Origin of the sequence: Variovorax sp. PBL-H6 (assembly GCF_901827155.1) — a bacterium.
In the GTDB taxonomy this organism is placed as follows: Bacteria; Pseudomonadota; Gammaproteobacteria; order Burkholderiales; family Burkholderiaceae_C; genus Variovorax.
Genome location: NZ_LR594659.1, coordinates 3,511,382 through 3,526,460, shown reverse-complemented (window position 1 = coordinate 3,526,460; position 15,079 = coordinate 3,511,382). Strand labels below are relative to the sequence as shown.

The 15,079-nt window shown below is 68.7% G+C and carries 15 protein-coding genes; 2 read left to right on the top strand and 13 right to left on the bottom strand.

Annotation, left to right across the window (positions count from 1 at the left end; all coding sequences use genetic code 11):
• Positions 1-77: 77 nt before the first annotated feature.
• The 12 genes from G3W89_RS16605 to G3W89_RS16550 form a co-directional block, all read right to left on the bottom strand.
• Positions 78-1,358 (bottom strand): amidohydrolase family protein, encoded by a 1,281-nt coding sequence (locus G3W89_RS16605; RefSeq protein ID WP_162575218.1) that lies wholly within the window; start codon positions 1,356-1,358, stop codon positions 78-80.
• 2 nt (positions 1,359-1,360) lie between these two features.
• Positions 1,361-2,281, bottom strand: a complete 921-nt coding sequence (locus G3W89_RS16600) for an ABC transporter permease (RefSeq protein ID WP_162575217.1) — start codon at positions 2,279-2,281, stop codon at positions 1,361-1,363.
• Entirely contained in the window at positions 2,272-3,333 is a 1,062-nt protein-coding gene (locus G3W89_RS16595; protein WP_162575216.1) for an ABC transporter permease, read from the bottom strand. Before G3W89_RS16595 ends, G3W89_RS16600 begins: the two co-directional genes overlap by 10 nt.
• The gene (locus G3W89_RS16590) at positions 3,330-4,835 is read right to left on the bottom strand and encodes an ABC transporter ATP-binding protein (protein WP_232076820.1); all 1,506 of its coding nucleotides are present in this window, start codon (positions 4,833-4,835) and stop codon (positions 3,330-3,332) included. The genes G3W89_RS16595 and G3W89_RS16590 overlap by 4 nt, the downstream gene beginning before the upstream one ends.
• Positions 4,836-4,988: 153 nt before the next feature.
• On the bottom strand, positions 4,989-5,993 hold the full coding sequence (locus G3W89_RS16585) for a BMP family protein (protein WP_162575214.1): 1,005 nt from the start codon (positions 5,991-5,993) through the stop codon (positions 4,989-4,991).
• 123 nt (positions 5,994-6,116) lie between these two features.
• On the bottom strand, positions 6,117-6,746 hold the full coding sequence (gene upp, locus G3W89_RS16580) for a uracil phosphoribosyltransferase (protein ID WP_068685359.1): 630 nt from the start codon (positions 6,744-6,746) through the stop codon (positions 6,117-6,119).
• 35 nt (positions 6,747-6,781) lie between these two features.
• Positions 6,782-8,191 carry a URC4/urg3 family protein gene (locus G3W89_RS16575; protein ID WP_162575213.1) on the bottom strand — a complete coding sequence of 470 codons (1,410 nt, stop codon included), beginning with the start codon at positions 8,189-8,191 and terminating at the stop codon, positions 6,782-6,784.
• The gene (locus G3W89_RS16570) at positions 8,188-9,531 is read right to left on the bottom strand and encodes a GTP cyclohydrolase II (protein ID WP_162575212.1); all 1,344 of its coding nucleotides are present in this window, start codon (positions 9,529-9,531) and stop codon (positions 8,188-8,190) included. Before G3W89_RS16570 ends, G3W89_RS16575 begins: the two co-directional genes overlap by 4 nt.
• Before the next feature lie 66 nt (positions 9,532-9,597).
• Positions 9,598-10,092, bottom strand: a complete 495-nt coding sequence (locus tag G3W89_RS16565) for a DoxX family protein (RefSeq protein ID WP_162575211.1) — start codon at positions 10,090-10,092, stop codon at positions 9,598-9,600.
• Complete coding sequence (locus tag G3W89_RS16560) at positions 10,089-10,856, bottom strand: HvfC/BufC N-terminal domain-containing protein (RefSeq protein ID WP_162575210.1); 768 nt, start codon at positions 10,854-10,856, stop codon at positions 10,089-10,091. The genes G3W89_RS16565 and G3W89_RS16560 overlap by 4 nt, the downstream gene beginning before the upstream one ends.
• Positions 10,853-11,704: an MNIO family bufferin maturase gene (gene bufB / locus G3W89_RS16555; RefSeq protein ID WP_162575209.1), complete on the bottom strand. Its 852-nt coding sequence runs from the start codon at positions 11,702-11,704 to the stop codon at positions 10,853-10,855. Before bufB ends, G3W89_RS16560 begins: the two co-directional genes overlap by 4 nt.
• 24 nt (positions 11,705-11,728) lie before the next feature.
• Positions 11,729-12,019, bottom strand: coding sequence for a BufA1 family periplasmic bufferin-type metallophore (locus tag G3W89_RS16550; RefSeq protein WP_162575208.1), 291 nt, complete (start codon positions 12,017-12,019; stop codon positions 11,729-11,731).
• A gap of 157 nt (positions 12,020-12,176) precedes the next feature.
• Between G3W89_RS16550 and G3W89_RS16545 the strand changes: the two genes are divergently transcribed.
• Positions 12,177-12,749, top strand: coding sequence for a sigma-70 family RNA polymerase sigma factor (locus G3W89_RS16545; protein ID WP_232076582.1), 573 nt, complete (start codon positions 12,177-12,179; stop codon positions 12,747-12,749).
• Positions 12,746-13,387, top strand: a complete 642-nt coding sequence (locus tag G3W89_RS16540) for a DUF1109 domain-containing protein (protein ID WP_162575207.1) — start codon at positions 12,746-12,748, stop codon at positions 13,385-13,387. Before G3W89_RS16545 ends, G3W89_RS16540 begins: the two co-directional genes overlap by 4 nt.
• Positions 13,388-13,547: 160 nt before the next feature.
• Here the strand turns inward: G3W89_RS16540 and G3W89_RS16535 are convergent, their stop codons facing one another.
• The gene (locus G3W89_RS16535; RefSeq protein ID WP_162575206.1) at positions 13,548-15,068 is read right to left on the bottom strand and encodes a helicase HerA-like domain-containing protein; all 1,521 of its coding nucleotides are present in this window, start codon (positions 15,066-15,068) and stop codon (positions 13,548-13,550) included.
• Between the last annotated feature and the right edge of the window lie 11 nt (positions 15,069-15,079).

Sequence of the window (15,079 nt, the reverse complement as noted above, 5' to 3'; positions counted from 1 at the left end):
ACCGCACGCGCCTGGCGCGCACGTGGCGCGCCCGGTCGCCGCACCGAAGTGCCGATCGCGATGAGGATGCGAGGCGCTCAGGTCCGCGGCTGCATCCAGCTCGTCGCCGCTGGCCGGTCCGGCAGATGCAGCGCTGCCGTCGCGGCCGGCGTTTCTGCCAGCAGCCGGCCGCGCCGCCAGACCTTGAGCCGCGGCGCGCGCAGCCGGATCGCCTCGACGGGATCGCGCGCCTGCAACAACACGAAGCTCGCGTCGCAGCCCGCCTCCAGGCCGTAGCCCGAGAGCCCGAGCATTGTCGCGGCGTTGGCCGTCACCGCGTCGAAGCACCGGCGCATGCCCTCCTGACTGGTCATCTGCGCCACGTGCAGGCCCATGTGCGCAACCTCCAGCATGTCACCCGACCCCATGCCGTACCACGGGTCCATCACGCAGTCATGGCCGAAGGCCACGTTCACGCCCTGCGCCATCAGTTCGGGCACGCGCGTCATGCCGCGGCGCTTCGGGTAGGTGTCGTGCCGGCCCTGGAGCGTGATGTTGATCAGCGGGTTGGCGACCACGCCGACGCCGGCCTCCGCGATCAGGGGCAGCAGCTTGCTCACGTAGTAGTTGTCCATCGAATGCATGGACGTGCAGTGCGAGCCCGTCACGCGCCCTTGCAGCCCGAGCCGCTGCGCCTCGAAGGCCAGGGTCTCGATATGGCGCGAGAGCGGGTCGTCCGACTCGTCGCAGTGCATGTCCACCGGCAGCCCACGCCCGGCCGCCAGCTCGCACAGAAGCTTCACGCTGGCGGCGCCATCGGCCATGGTGCGCTCGAAGTGCGGAATGCCGCCGACCACGTCCACGCCCTTGTCGAGCGCGCGCTTCAGGTTGTCCATGCCGCCCGGAGTGCGCAGGGCGCCGTCCTGGGGAAAGGCGACCAGCTGCAGCGTCAGGTAGGGAGCCACGCGCTTCTTGACCTCGAGCAGTGCATCGATCGCGAGCAGGCTCGGGTCGCTGGTGTCCACATGGCTGCGGATCGCGAGCAGGCCTTTGGCGACCGCCCAGTCGCAGTACGCCATGGCGCGTTCGACCAGCGCGTCGGCAGTCAGCAGCGGCTTGAGCTCGCCCCACAGTGAAATGCCTTCGAGCAGCGTGCCGCTTTCGTTGACCCGGGGCAAGCCGTAGCTCAGCGTGGCATCCATGTGGAAGTGCGGATCGACGAAATGCGGAGCGACCAGCAGGCCTTGGGCGTCGAGCTTCTCGTGCGCCGGTGCGTCCAGCCCTGCCTTCACTTCGGCGATGCGGCCGTCCTGAACGGCGATGGACATGCCGCCCCGCCCATCGGGGAGGGTGGCGTTGTGGACCAGCAGATCGAGCATGTTCAGCGTTCTCCCTTGCGATAAGGCTTCATGAGCGCCTGCGGATAGCCGGCCTTGCGCGCCACCAGCACCAGCGCCACGATCGACAACACATAAGGCAGCATCAGGTACAGCTGGTACGGCAGCAGCGCGTCGCCCGATTGTTGCAGCCGCAGCTGCAGCGCGTCGAAAAAGGCGAACAGCAGGGCGCCGAGCAGGGCCTTGCCCGGCCGCCACGAGGCGAACACCACCAGCGCCACGCAGATCCAGCCCCGGCCGTTGACCATGTTGAAGAAGAAGGCGTTGAAGGCCGAGAGCGTGAGGAAGGCGCCCGCCACGCCCATCAGCGCCGATCCGGCGACGATCGCGCCGGTGCGCACTGCCGCAACCGACACGCCCTGGCCCTCGACGGCCTGCGGGTTCTCGCCGACCATTCGCAACGCCAGCCCGAGCGGCGTGCGGTGGAGCACATAGGCGAGCAGCGGCACCAGCAGCAACGCCAGCAGCGTGAGCGGGGTCTGCGTGTCGAGCACCGGGATGGGCAGCCACTCCATCGGCGCGAAAGGCGTGACCGTGGGGGGTGTGCTGACCTTGGGAAAACTCACGCGGTAGCCGTAGTAGCTGAGCGCCGTTGCCAGCAGCGTGATGCCCAGCCCCGACACGTGCTGCGACAGGGCAAGGCCCACGGTCAGCAAGGCATGCAGCAGCCCGAACACCGCGCCTGTGAGCGCCGCCACCATCACACCTGCCCACAACGGCGCGCCTGCATACACCGCGAGCCAGCCGGCGAAGGCGCCCGCGACCATGATGCCCTCGATGCCGAGGTTCAACACGCCCGCTCGTTCGCACAGCAGCACGCCCAGCGTGCCCAGGATCAGTGGCGTGGCGATGCGCAGCACGGCCACCCAGAAGGCCTGGCTGGAGAGGATCTCGGCTATTTCCATCGCACTCTGTATTGCGTCAGCAGCGTGGCAACGAGGACCGCGATCAACGACGCCGCCACGATCACGTCGGCAATGTAGGTGGGCACGCCGATGGCACGGCTCATCGTGTCGGCCCCGACCTGGATGCCGGCTACGAACACGCCCGCGGCCAGCACGCCCAGCGGATGCAGCCCGGCCAGCATCGCGATCACGATGCCGCTGTAGCCGTAGCCGGGCGACAGGTCGAGCGTGACGTAGCTGGTGCGGCCCGCGACCTCGATCGCGCCGGCCAGCCCTGCCAGTGCGCCGGAGATCAAGGCCACCAGCACCACGGTGCGCGTGACCGGCACGCCGGCAAAGGCCGCGGCGCGCGGGTTGGCGCCCAGCGCGCGGATGTCGAAGCCGGCCACCGTGTACTTGAACAGCACCCAGGCCAGCACCGCCAGCGCGCCGGCCCACAGCAGGCCCGTGTGGACGCGGGTCTGCGCGACCAACCTGCCCAGCTCGAGCTCCGGCTGCAGCGATACGCTCTGCGGCCAACCCATCGCTGTCGGGTCCTTCATCGGTCCGTCGAGCAGGGCCGAGACCGCGAGCAGCACGATGAAATTCATCAGCAACGTGGTCACCACCTCGTCCACGCCCAGCCTGTTCTTCATCAACGCAGGCCCGAGCAGCAGCAGCGCACCGACGCCCGCGGCCGCGGCCATCATCAGGGGGAACAGCAGCCACGGCGGCAACGGGAAGCCGGTGCCGCCATGCAGGCCGCCCACCGCCACCGCGGCCAGCGCGCCGCCGTAGAACTGCCCCTCCGCACCGATGTTGAAGAGACGGGCCTTGAAGGCTACGGTGGCCGCGAGGCCGGTGAGGATCAGCGGCGTGGCGCGGGTCAGCGTCTCGCTCCACGCGAAGACCGAGCCGAAGCCACCCTGCAGCAGCAGCGCATAGGTGCGGCCGATCGGCGCGCCGGCCCAGAGCACCAGCAGTGCGCTGACCAGCAGCGTGAAGCCGACGGCGCCCATGGGCGCCAGCAGCATCGCGGCGCGCGAGGTCTCGTGGCGGCGCTCCAGTCTCATGCAGGAGAGCCCGCCATCGCCAGCCCGATTGCCTCGCGGGTCCACGCCGAAGCCGCGCGTGGCTCGCCGAGGCGCCCGCCGTGCATCACGGCGACCCGGTCCCCCAGCGCCAGCACCTCGTCCAGGTCATCGGAGATCAGCAGCACCGCGGCGCCGGCGTCTCGCGCCGCGATCAGTTGCTGCTGCACGTAGGCGACTGCGCCGATGTCCAGGCCCCAGGTGGGCTGGTGCGCGACGATCAGGCGCGCGGTCTTGTTCTGCGCCGCGTCCGGGGCCAGCAGCGCCCGTCCGAGGATCAGCTTCTGCATGTTGCCGCCCGAGAGCGCGCGCGCCGGCGCGTCCAGCCCGGCGCCGCGCACGTCGAAGGCTTGCTCGATACGGCGCGCATGGGCGCGCGCCGCTGCGCGCCGCACCCAGAGCCAGCGCGAGAAGGCCGCACTGCGCAGCCGCTCCGACACCGCGTTTTCCCAGACGGGAAGGTCGCCCACCACACCCACCGCATGCCGGTCTTCCGGGATGCGAGCGACCCCGCGCCGGACCAGCCGTGCGGGCGAGGCGGGCAGGGTGCGGCCCATCAATTGCACGCTGCCGCTCGTGGCGCGGCGGGTGCCGCCGAGCAGCTCTGCCAGCGCGACCTGGCCATTGCCTGAAACGCCTGCCACGGCCGTGATCTCGCCTGCGCGCAGGCTCAGGGAGACATCGAGCAGCCGGTCATGCCCTTCGCCGGCGGTGCGCACATGGTCGAGCACGCACACGGCATCGCCCACCTGCCGCGCCGGCGTGCGCTTCACGCCCTCGACCGCATGGCCGACCATCCACAGCGCCAGCTGCGCCGCCGTGGTCTCCCGCGTGGGTGCCTCGGCCACCAGCTTGCCGCCGCGCAGCACGGCCACGCGGTGCGAGACGCGCAGCACCTCGTCGAGCTTGTGGCTGATGAAGATGATCGAGAGCCCGTCCGCCACCATCTGCGAAAGCGTGCGGAACAGCGCTTCGCTTTCCTGCGGGGTGAGCACGGCAGTCGGTTCGTCCAGGATCAGGATGCGCGCGCCGCGGTACAGCGCCTTGAGGATCTCTACGCGCTGCCGCTCACCCACCGACAGGCTGCCCACCCGGGCGTCCGGCTGCACCGGCAGGCCGAATCGCTGCGAGACCTCGAGCAGCCTGGCGCGCGCGGCGCCGCGACGGGAAAAGGGCTGCCACAAGGGCTCGGTCCCCATCGTCACGTTGTCGAGCACGCTCAGGTTGTCGGCCAGCGTGAAGTGCTGGTGCACCATGCCGATGCCCGCGGCCAGCGCGGCCCTGGGTTGGCCGGGCACGAGCGGCCGGCCGAAGACCTCGATTCCGCCTTCGTCGGCGGTGTAGTGGCCGAAGAGGATCGACATCAGGGTGGACTTGCCGGCACCGTTCTCGCCCAAGAGCGCGAGCACCTCGCCGGCGCCGAGCTCGAGCGAGATCGCATCGTTGGCGACCAGGGTGCCGAAACGCTTGGTGATGCCGCGCAGCGAGAGGACGCACCCTTGCTCCCTCTCCCGCTTGCGGGAGAGGGCGGGGGTGAGGGGACCGGACGGTTGCTGATGTCGAGGGCTATCCACCGCCCGGTGCCCTCACCCCAATCCTCTCCCGGAGGGAGAGGGAGCAAGAAGGCCTCATCGCGCTTACTTGGCCGTGGACTTCGGCTGACTGTCGTCCACCTTCACGGTGAACTTGCCCGAGAGGATGTCGGCCTGCCTGGCCTTGACCTTGGAGACGATCTCGGCCGGCACCTTTTTCTCGAATGTGCCCAGCGGCGCCAGCTCGGAACCCTTGTGCTTCATCATCGAATACGGGCCGTAGTCCTCGGCGACGAACTTGCCTTCCTTCACGAGCTTGATCGCCCGGTCGGCCGAGGGCTCGAAGTTCCAGAGCGCCGAGGCGACCACGGTGTCGGGGTACTTGTCCTGCGTGTCGATCACGTTGCCGATGGCGAGCTTGCCCTTTTCCTTGGCCGCGTCGCTGACACCGAAGCGCTCGGCGTACATCACGTCGGCTCCCTTGTCGATCATCGCGAAGGCGGCTTCCTTGGCCTTGGGCGGATCGAACCAGCTGTTGATGAAGCTCACGCTGAACTCCACCTTCGGATTGGTCTCCTTCGCACCGGCCATGAAGGCATTCATCAGCCGGTTGACCTCGGGGATGGGGAAGCCGCCCACCATGCCGATCCTGTTGCTCTTGGTCATGCCGCCGGCGACCATGCCGGAGAGAAACGCAGGCTCCTGGATGTAGTTGTCGAAGACCGAGAAATTGGGCGCCTGCGGCTTCAGCGACGAGCCCATCAGGAACGCTGTCTTCGGGAAGTCCTTGGCAACCTTGCGCGCCGCCGCCTCCACGCCGAAGACCTCGCCCAGGATCAGCTGGTTGCCGGCCTGCGCGTACTCGCGCATCACGCGCTCGTAGTCGGCGTTGGCGACGTTCTCGGTCGCCTTGTACTCGATCTCGCCGCGCGCTTCCGCCGCCTTCAGCGCCTTGTGGATGCGGCCGACCCATTGCTGCTCGAAGGGCACGGTATAGACCGCCGCCACCTTGAGCTTGGCCTGCGCGAGCGCGAGGCCGGGTGCGCCGGCCGCGGCGAGCGCTGCGGCGACTGCAAGGGAGCGGACGATCAGTTGGCGGCGTAGGGACACAGGCTTCTCCTCAGGTTGCAAATCATTCGGGAAACACCGCGGAACCGGCTTTGCCGGGCCGCTGGTGTTGCCCCCGGTAGGGGGTGGGCGGCTACACGAAGTGAGCCAACCTGGGGGCGAGCGTCATTTCGTGCCGAAGATCCGGTCACCTGCGTCGCCCAGCCCGGGCAGGATGTAGCCATGGCTGTTGAGCTCGCGGTCGATGGCCGCGGTGTAGATGGGCACGTCGGGGTGCGCGGTCTGGAAGGTCTTGATGCCTTCAGGGCAGGTCAGCAGGCACACGAACTTGATCGACTTCGGGTTCAGCTCCTTGAGCCGTTCCACGGCCGCGACCGCCGAGTTGCCGGTCGCGAGCATCGGGTCGACCACGATGCAGTCGCGCTCGCCCATCTCGCCCGGCATCTTGAAGTAGTACTCCACCGCCGTCAGCGTCTTGGGGTCGCGGTACAACCCGATGTGGCCCACACGCGCACCGGGCACCACGCTGAGCATGCCGTCGAGGATGCCGGTGCCGGCGCGCAGGATGGAGACCAGCACCACCTTCTTGCCGTCGATCACCTTGGCGTTCATGGTCTCGAGCGGGGTCTCGATCTCGATGTCCTGCATGGGCATGTCGCGCGTGACCTCGTAGGCCATCAGCATGCTGATCTCGTTGAGAAGGCGCCGGAAGCTGTTGGTGCTGGCCTCCTTGCGGCGCATCAGCGTGAGCTTGTGCTGGACGAGGGGATGATCGACGAGGTGGACGTTGCTCATGGGTAGGCTTGAATGCGTTTTCGACAGTGGGGAGTCTAGAAGACGGTACCGTCGCTTTCGATGCGCAAGGGGGGCGTTCCTCCACGCAAGCGTTGTGCCAGCACGCGGCCTGCCGCCCAGGTGCCGCCTTGGAGCACGCGCGCCAGCGGCAGCTCTTCCTCGCTGCGGCCGAGCACCTCACGCACGCGCGCCGCCATCTCGTCGAGCAGCGCGATGGTCAGCGCTCGCCATTCGACGATGAACTCGTCGCCGGCCTTCCAGGTGCGCTCCAGCATGGCCTTGTCGCGGGGCACGATGACGCCACTGTCGATCAGCAGGCCGCCGTTGCGGTACTCCGGCAGAGCGGTCAGCGCCTCGAGATGGCGCACCTTGACGCCGGCCCGTTCGAAGGGCTCGATGAGCGAGTACGCGAGCCATTGCGAGAGCTTGTGGAAGGGCATCCATCCGTCGGTCAGCCCGGGTCCGCGCACGGCGCTGTGCCGCCAGCAGTCGCCGAGCGCGAGTACCGGCTCGTTCGGCGCGACGCCGCCCACCGCATCACCAGGGCCCGTTGCACCGGGGGCGATCACGTTGGCGGTGGGCCAGATGCGCGACAGCGATTCCAGCAGCAGCGTCAGGATGTCGTGTGCGCCGACCTCGGCCGTCGGGGGGATGTTCGGGCCCAGCGGGCTGACCAGCGCATCCAGCATGCCGCTCGGGCGGCCCGGATCGCCGAAGTTCTCCGGCTGCTCGCTCATGGCTTCGCCGAGCCGGCGCAGCAGCATGGCGCGCCCGGGCAGGCCGATCAGTTGATTGGCGTCGCTGATCTGCAAGGCATCGCCCAGCCGGTCGGTGACCAGGTTGCGCAGGCCGGCGGCATCGGCCTGCAGCGGCCGGTCGGGGTCGGACGAGAACAGGCCGCCGGTGAAGGCATGGAAGCTTGCCACGGCGAGCCCTTCGGAGCGCGTGAAGCGCTGGCCCGTGGCCGGCTCGGTGTAGTGCCAGTAGGGGCCCGCCCCGGCGTCGAGCAGCACGCTCACCAGCACCAGGTCGATGTGGGCGCGCGCGCGCAGCGAGGACTCGACAGGGCCGAGCAGGCGGTCGAGTTCCTGCAGCCGGTCCACCCCGCCGGCCTCGAAGTGGCGCCAGCGGCTGTGGAAGGGAATGGTGCCCGAGCCGTAGCGCTCGCGCGTCACCTCCGCCACCGTTCGCGCCGTCTCCGCGAGCGCGTCCTCGTCGCCGATGGTGAACCACTCGGACTCGCCGCGCCGGGCGCGCGCCAGCAGCGCGTTCGCGCGGATGCGGATCGCACGCGTGGTGCGCAGGAAGGCGGCTGCGCCGGCGGGGTGGGTCGTGTCCTCGACGAACTCGAGGGCGGGATCGACATGGCCTTGCGCATCGGCGTGGCGCACTGCGACATTGGAGGTGGCGCGATCCGCGTCGAGCCCGTAGGTGTTCTTGCTCATGTATCGAGGGTCCTTCCCTTGGCCTTCTTGAGTTCATCGGCGTCCGGCACCACGCCGGGCGTGAAATAGCCGGCCGCCATCTTGGCGTCCATCTCGACGCGCGCGTCGGCGGGGATCAGCTCGTCGGGGATGTTCACCCGCTCGCCGATCTCGATGCCCGATCCGGCGATGGCGTCGAACTTCATGTTGCTCATCGACACCAGGCGGTGGATCTTGCGGATGCCCAGCCAGTGGAAGACATCGGGCATCAGCTCCTGGAAGCGCATGTCCTGCACGCCGGCCACGCATTCGGTGCGCGCGAAGTACTGGTCGGCCGTGTCGCCGCCCACCTGGCGCTTGCGCGCGTTGTAGACCAGGAACTTGGTCACCTCCCCGAGGGCCCGGCCTTCCTTGCGCGAGTAGGCGATGAGGCCGACGCCGCCGCGCTGCGCGCCGCGAATGCATTCCTCGATGGCGTGCGTGAGATAGGGGCGGCAAGTACAGATGTCGGACCCGAAGACGTCGGAGCCGTTGCACTCGTCGTGGATGCGCGCGGTGAGCTCGACCTCGGGGTTGGCCAGGTCGCGCGGGTTGCCGAAGATGTAGAGCGTCTGGCCGCCGATGGGTGGGAGGAACACTTCGAGGTCCGAGCGCGTCACGAGCTCCGGGTACATGCCACCGGTCTCCTCGAAGAGCACGCGGCGCAGGTCGGTCTCGGAACAGCCGAAGCGGCGCGCCACCTCGGGAAGGTACCAGACCGGCTCGATCGCGGCCTTCGTGACGATGGCTGCCCCGCCGGGCGTGAGGAACTTGCCGTCGGCCACGAGCCGGCCCGTCTGCAGCCCCTCGATGACTTCGGGCAGGATGACGTGCGCCTTCGTGATCGCGATGGTCGGGCGGATGTCGTAGCCGGCCGCCAGCTCCGTCGCGAAGGCATCGGCCACCACCGCGCCCCAGGGGTCGAGCGAGACGATGCGGCCCGGCTCGCTCCATTGCGGGTAGGGCCCGATCACGTCGGTGGGTGCGGTGTTGGTCAGGTCCGCCTTGTGCTCGCGCTTGAGCGCGCCCGCCGCCACGGCCAGCGCGCGGTAGACGCTGTAGGAGCCGCTGTGGGTGCCGATCACGTTGCGGTGCGCACGCTTGGTGGTGGTGCCCACCACCGGCCCGCGCTCGGCAGGCGTGGCAGCGCCCCACTGGATGGGCAGTGCGCCCATGCCGCCCGCGTGCGAGGTCAGGCGGATGTGGGGCCGTTGCAGGGCGGAAGCACCCGGCGATACGGATGAAGACGCGGGGAGGGAGGGCTCGGGAGGATTCGGGGAAAGCGTCGGCGAAGAAGGAGTCGGAATGGCGTCAACGGACATTGCAGGCCCTCAAAAAACACAATGTAGCGAGGGCTTCTGCGGCTGGCAAGCCGCGGGCCTGCGGCGCTAGGCGATGCGCAACACACGGTCGAGAGCCAGCGCGCCGCCCCCGCGCCCGACGAGATAGAGCAGCAGCGCCGCCCACGAGAGGTGCGTCGGCCACGCATCGGGATACACGAACACCTGGATCACCAGCGTCATGCCCAGCAGCGCGAGCGCCGAGAGGCGAGTGAACAGGCCCAGCACCAGCAGCACCGGGAACAGGTGCTCGGCGTAGGCCGCCAGATGGGCTGCGAGTTCGGGCGGCAGCAGCGGCAGCTTGTATTCGGTGCGGAACAGCTCGTAGGCGCTTGGCGTCAGCATCAGGAAGCCCTCGACCTTCGTGCGGCCCGAGAGAAAGAAGATGGCGGCGATGCCCACGCGCGCAGCGAGCGCCAGCAGGTCGTGAGGCACGAGGCGCGTGAGCAGCTCGGCGAACCGGTTCCAGCGGGCGCGAACGCCATGCCCCTCGTCGGGTGCGAAAGTGGTGGAGGGTGCAGAGGCGGCTGTGTTCGAGCTCATGGCGTGCTTTCGGTGGATGGATCGGTGGTGGTGAACGCGCCGGCGCGCAGCAGTGATTCCAGCAGTGCGGCGAGGTCGGTCGCGGCGTCGAGGGCCAGGGCCTGCTCGGCGGCGTTGCCGAGCGGCAGGCCGGCGGCGCAGGCATCGAGGAAGACACAGCCGGCCCAGCCGATGGGATGCCAGGTCACTGCATCGGCGGGGCGCGTGATGAGCGCTCCTTCGCCGCGCCAGACGAGTTCTTCGTCCTCACAGCAATCTTCACCGCGATTGCGCGCCCAGATGCTGTAGATCGGCTGCTCGTCGAACCATGCCCAGCGCGTCGCGGGGTGGAGGCGAAGCACCATCGTCCCCAGCCGCTCGGGCGCATGGCGCGCCAGCCACGCCGCGTCGAGCTGCGGCGCGTTCCCGGCCGCGTGAGCCTCGCGCCAAAGCGCATCGAGGCGTGCGACACCGGGCAGATAGGGCAGTTCGGCGGCCGGCTTGAAATGCTCGAGGAAATCGGCGAAGCGCTCGCCGTAGTGCAGCAACCGCCCATCGTGCGGCGGGCTCGCCGCTGCATGCAGCGCGGCGGCGGCACGGAACCATTCGCTTCCCACGAGCCGCGCGACCGCAGGGAAATTGGCTTCGAGCGCGTCGATGCAGCCCTTCATGACCGTGTTGCGGTAGACCGCGAAGGCAGGCTGCGCTGCGAGCTGGCGCACGACGGGGTCGGTCACCGTCCCGGGTGCAAACAAGGCCTGGGCGAAGGCGTCGTGGAAGGTCATGCTTCTGCCCTTGTTGCGCCCGCGTTTTCGCGCAGGGCGGTCTCGGCGATGCTGCGTTCCAACATCAGCGTGTCGAGGGTCGGCACGTTGCCGTCACGCTCGATCAGTGTGGGCCGTGCGCCGGCGCGCTGGATGAAGCGGCGATAGAGGCGCCAGACCTCGGGCGCGACCGGCGCATCGTGCGAGTCGATCAGCAGGGCCTCGCCCCACGCGGGGTCGTGCGAATGGCCGGCCAGATGGATCTCGCTGACCCTCGCCGCCGGGAAGCGGTCCAGCCAGGACTCGGCCGCGTAGCCCAGGTTGTGCGCCGACACATGGACGTTGTTGATGTCCAGCAGCAGCGTGCAGCCAGTGCGGCGCGCCAGCTCGGCCAGGAAGTCGATCTCGTCCCAGTCGTGGTTGTCGAATCGCAGATAGTGGGAGGGATTCTCGATGGCGATCGGCGTGGCAAGCGCGTCCTGCGCCCGGCCGACGTTCGCCGAGATGCGGTGAAGGGCCTCGGTCGTGCGGGCAAAGGGCAGCAGGTCGGGAACGTAGTGGCCGTTCCACGCCGACCAGGCCAGGTGTTCGGAGATCAGCGCGGGACGAATACGCTCGGCAAGCGCTGCAAGCCGGCGCAGGTGTGCAGCATCAGGCTCGCTCTCACCCGCGAGCGAGAGCGACACGCCGTGCAGCGAGACGGGATGCTGCTCGCGCACCGCCTCGAGCCAACCGAGTCGCGGCCCGCCCGTCACCATGTAGTTCTCGGGATGGACCTCGAACCACAGGCCCTCGACGCGTGCCGATACGGCTGCGTCGTAGTGCTCGGCCTTGAGGCCGAGGCCAGCCGTGAGCACGGGGGAGGACATGGGTGAACGGGGCTGCAGGTTCGATCAGGACTTGATCGGCTCCAGCGAACCCATGCCCTTGGGCGTCTTGATCGTGGCGCAGGTGCCGGCCGGCACGTTCTTCCAGGCGTTGCCCTGGTAGTCCACCTTCGAGGTGCCCGCGCAGGTGGTGCCGGCGCCGGCGGCGCAGTCGTTCTTGCCGGCCATCGAGACGCCGTAGCATTTTTCCATCGTGGCCATCTTGTCGGCCATCGGCTTCGCATCCTGGGCCATGGCGGAACCGGCAGCGAGTGCGCCGAGGGCGAGTGCGGTGATGGCGAGGGGACGAGTGATCATGGAATGTGCTCCAGTGGTTGAGTGAAGATTGCAACCGCACCGTCTGGCGCAGTCGCTTTCTACTTCGCGGCCTGCGCGGGTCGGGTTACGGCGCGCGGCACAATTCGCGCGGTTTCTTTTTTCGCGCCGGCTGTAACCGGCGGAGCAGAAAGCACGAATGACCAGTGGGAGTCCGATGGCTAAGAGCGATGCGGAGACGGTGCTGCACGAGCTGTTCGTGCGCGGCCTGGACGGCGATGCGCAGGCCTATCGCGCCTTCCTGCAGAAGCTCAGCGCCCACTTGCGCGCCTTTCTGGCCAGGCGTTTGTTCGGCTGGCCCGATGAAGTCGAGGATCTTGTCCAGGAATGCCTGCTCGCCATGCACAACCAGCGCCACACCTACCAGAGCGACCAGCCGCTGACGGCCTGGGTGCACGCGATCGCGCGCTACAAGATGATCGACCTTCTACGATCGAAGTCCGCTCGAGAGGCACTGAACGACCCGCTCGATGACGAGCTGGCCGTGTTTGCGGATTCGGCCACCGAAGCCAGCGATGCGCGCCGTGACCTGGCCGGCCTGCTCGACACCTTGCCCGACCGGCATCGAGTGCCGATCGTGCACGTCAAGCTCGAAGGCCTCTCGGTGGCCGAGACGGCACGCCTGACCGGCATGTCGGAGTCGGCGGTCAAGGTCGGCATCCATCGCGGACTGAAGGCGCTGGCATTGAAGATCGGAAAGACATCATCATGAAGACAGACGAGCTCGTTTCCCTGCTCGCTTCCCAGGCGCAGCCGGTGCCGAGGCACGCGGCCGCACGGCGCTTCGCCCTCGCCCTCGCGGTCGGGCTGCCGTTGTCGATCGCCGTAATGGCCTTCGAGTACGGCGTGCGTCGCGACCTGGTGCAGACCATGTTCTGGCCGATGTTCTGGGTCAAGCTGCTGTTCCCGGCCTGCATCGCCGTGGCGGGCTTCGTGGTCGTGCAGCGGCTGGCGCGGCCCGGGGTGCGCGTGCGTGTCGCGTGGCTGGGCCTGGCCGTACCGGTGCTGCTGGTGTGGGCGATCGGGCTCGTGACGTGGCTGATGGCCCCGGTCGACGAGCGCGCGGCGATGGTGTGGGGGCAGACCTGGCGGAGCTGCGCCTTCAACATCGCATTGATTTCGCTGCCGGTGTTCGTGGCTTCGCTGGTGGCACTGAAGAGCCTCGCGCCCACGCAGCCGGCGCTGGCCGGTGCCGCGGCCGGGGCGATGTCGGCGGGGGCCGGCGCGGCGGTCTATGCCTTGCACTGCCCGGAACTGGCGGGGCCGTTCCTGGCGATCTGGTATGTGATCGGGATGGCGCTGCCGGTGGTGGCGGGGGCGCTGGTCGGGCACCGGCTGCTGCGTTGGTGAATGCGGGCGGACGAACTCACGATGCGGCCGAAAGTCTCGTGAACTGCGTTTTCGGCAGCAGACGACGCTTGAACTCGGCGTCGAAGCGGGCCACGTGCTCGCCTTGGTGAATGGCCGCGGCTGCCAACCATCGTATGGATTTCTGTATTGGACGGCTTACTCACCGCCGCGTCTTGGCCCCGAAGATTCCCCCCAGCACCCCTCGCAGGATCTCTTTCCCCACCTGCGTGCCCATCGTCCGCATCGCGGACTTGGCCATGGTCTGCGCGAGGCCGTCTCGCTTGCCGCCGCGCGGCCCGGTCGAGCCGAACAGGATCTCGTTCAGGCTGCCCATCACGCCGCCCGACTCGGCCGGCGCCGCAGCGCCAGGCTTGCCGGCAACCGCGGGCGGCGCATCGGGCGCCGTCTCGGCGCGCCCCTTGAGCTTCTCGTAGGCCGATTCGCGGTCCACCGACTTCTCGTAGACGCCCGCCACCAGCGAGTTCGCGATCAGCGCCTGCCGCTGCGCGGGCGTGATCGGCCCGATCTGGCTGCCGGGCGGCAGCACGTAGACGCGCTCGGTGATGCTGGGCCGACCCTTGGCGTCGAGGAAGCTCACCAGCGCTTCGCCCACCGCCAGCTCGGTGATCGCGGTCTCGATGTCCAGGCCCGGCTTCTGCCGCATCGTCGTGGCGGTGGCCTTGACTGCCTTCTGGTCGCGCGGCGTGAACGCGCGCAGCGCGTGCTGCACGCGATTGCCCAGCTGCGCGAGCACGGAGTCCGGAATGTCCAGCGGGTTCTGCGTCACGAAGAACACGCCCACCCCCTTCGAGCGCACCAGCCGCACCACCAGCTCGATGCGCTCGACCAGTGCCTTCGGCGCCTCGTTGAAGAGCAGGTGCGCCTCGTCGAAGAAGAAGACCAGCTTGGGCTGTTCCGGGTCGCCGATCTCGGGCAACTGCTCGAACAGCTCCGACAGCAGCCACAACAGGAAGGTGGCATAGAGCCGCGGCGAGTTCATCAGCTTGTCGGCCGCCAGGATGTTGACCACGCCCTTGCCGCCTTCGGTCTGCATGAAGTCCGAGATGTTGAGCATCGGCTCGCCGAAGAACTTGTCGCCGCCCTGGCTCTCGATCTGCAGCAACCCGCGCTGGATCGCGCCCACGCTGGCGGCGCTGATGTTGCCGTACTCGGTGGTGAACTGGCTGGCGTTCTCGCCCACGTGCTGCAGCATGGCGCGCAGGTCCTTGAGGTCCAGCAGCAGAAGGCCGTTGTCGTCCGCGATCTTGAACACGAGGTTCAGCACGCCGGCTTGTGTTTCGTTCAGGTTGAGCATGCGCCCCAGCAACAACGGGCCCATGTCGGACACCGTGGCGCGCACCGGGTGCCCCTGTTCGCCGAACACGTCCCACAGCGTCACCGGGCAGGCGAGCGGCTGGGGCAGGTCGAGGCCGCGCTCCTTCAGGGTGGCGGCCATCTTCTCGCCGATGCTGCCCGCCTGGCTGGCGCCGGTCAGGTCGCCCTTGACGTCGGCCATGAAGACCGGCACGCCGATGGCCGAGAGCTTCTCGGCGATGGTCTGCAGGGTGACGGTCTTGCCGGTGCCGGTGGCGCCGGTGATCAGGCCATGGCGATTGGCGAACCCCGGCAGAAGGGTGCATTCGGTAGTGTCGTGGAGGGCGATCAGGAGGGGTTCGGCCATGGGGTGCTCCG

Excerpts from the sequence above, each read along its gene's own strand:
- bufB (WP_162575209.1), bottom strand. The coding sequence starts at position 11,704 with ATGTCCTCCCCCGTGCTCACGGCTGGCCTCGGCCTCAAGGCCGAGCAC.
- G3W89_RS16565 (WP_162575211.1), bottom strand. The coding sequence starts at position 10,092 with ATGAGCTCGAACACAGCCGCCTCTGCACCCTCCACCACTTTCGCACCC.
- G3W89_RS16595 (WP_162575216.1), bottom strand. The coding sequence starts at position 3,333 with ATGAGACTGGAGCGCCGCCACGAGACCTCGCGCGCCGCGATGCTGCTG.
- upp (WP_068685359.1), bottom strand. The coding sequence starts at position 6,746 with ATGAGCAACGTCCACCTCGTCGATCATCCCCTCGTCCAGCACAAGCTC.
- G3W89_RS16535 (WP_162575206.1), bottom strand. The coding sequence starts at position 15,068 with ATGGCCGAACCCCTCCTGATCGCCCTCCACGACACTACCGAATGCACC.
- G3W89_RS16605 (WP_162575218.1), bottom strand. The coding sequence starts at position 1,358 with ATGCTCGATCTGCTGGTCCACAACGCCACCCTCCCCGATGGGCGGGGC.
- G3W89_RS16560 (WP_162575210.1), bottom strand. The coding sequence starts at position 10,856 with ATGACCTTCCACGACGCCTTCGCCCAGGCCTTGTTTGCACCCGGGACG.
- G3W89_RS16545 (WP_232076582.1), top strand. The coding sequence starts at position 12,177 with ATGACCAGTGGGAGTCCGATGGCTAAGAGCGATGCGGAGACGGTGCTG.
- G3W89_RS16550 (WP_162575208.1), bottom strand. The coding sequence starts at position 12,019 with ATGATCACTCGTCCCCTCGCCATCACCGCACTCGCCCTCGGCGCACTC.
- G3W89_RS16600 (WP_162575217.1), bottom strand. The coding sequence starts at position 2,281 with ATGGAAATAGCCGAGATCCTCTCCAGCCAGGCCTTCTGGGTGGCCGTG.
- G3W89_RS16570 (WP_162575212.1), bottom strand. The coding sequence starts at position 9,531 with ATGTCCGTTGACGCCATTCCGACTCCTTCTTCGCCGACGCTTTCCCCG.
- G3W89_RS16575 (WP_162575213.1), bottom strand. The coding sequence starts at position 8,191 with ATGAGCAAGAACACCTACGGGCTCGACGCGGATCGCGCCACCTCCAAT.
- G3W89_RS16540 (WP_162575207.1), top strand. The coding sequence starts at position 12,746 with ATGAAGACAGACGAGCTCGTTTCCCTGCTCGCTTCCCAGGCGCAGCCG.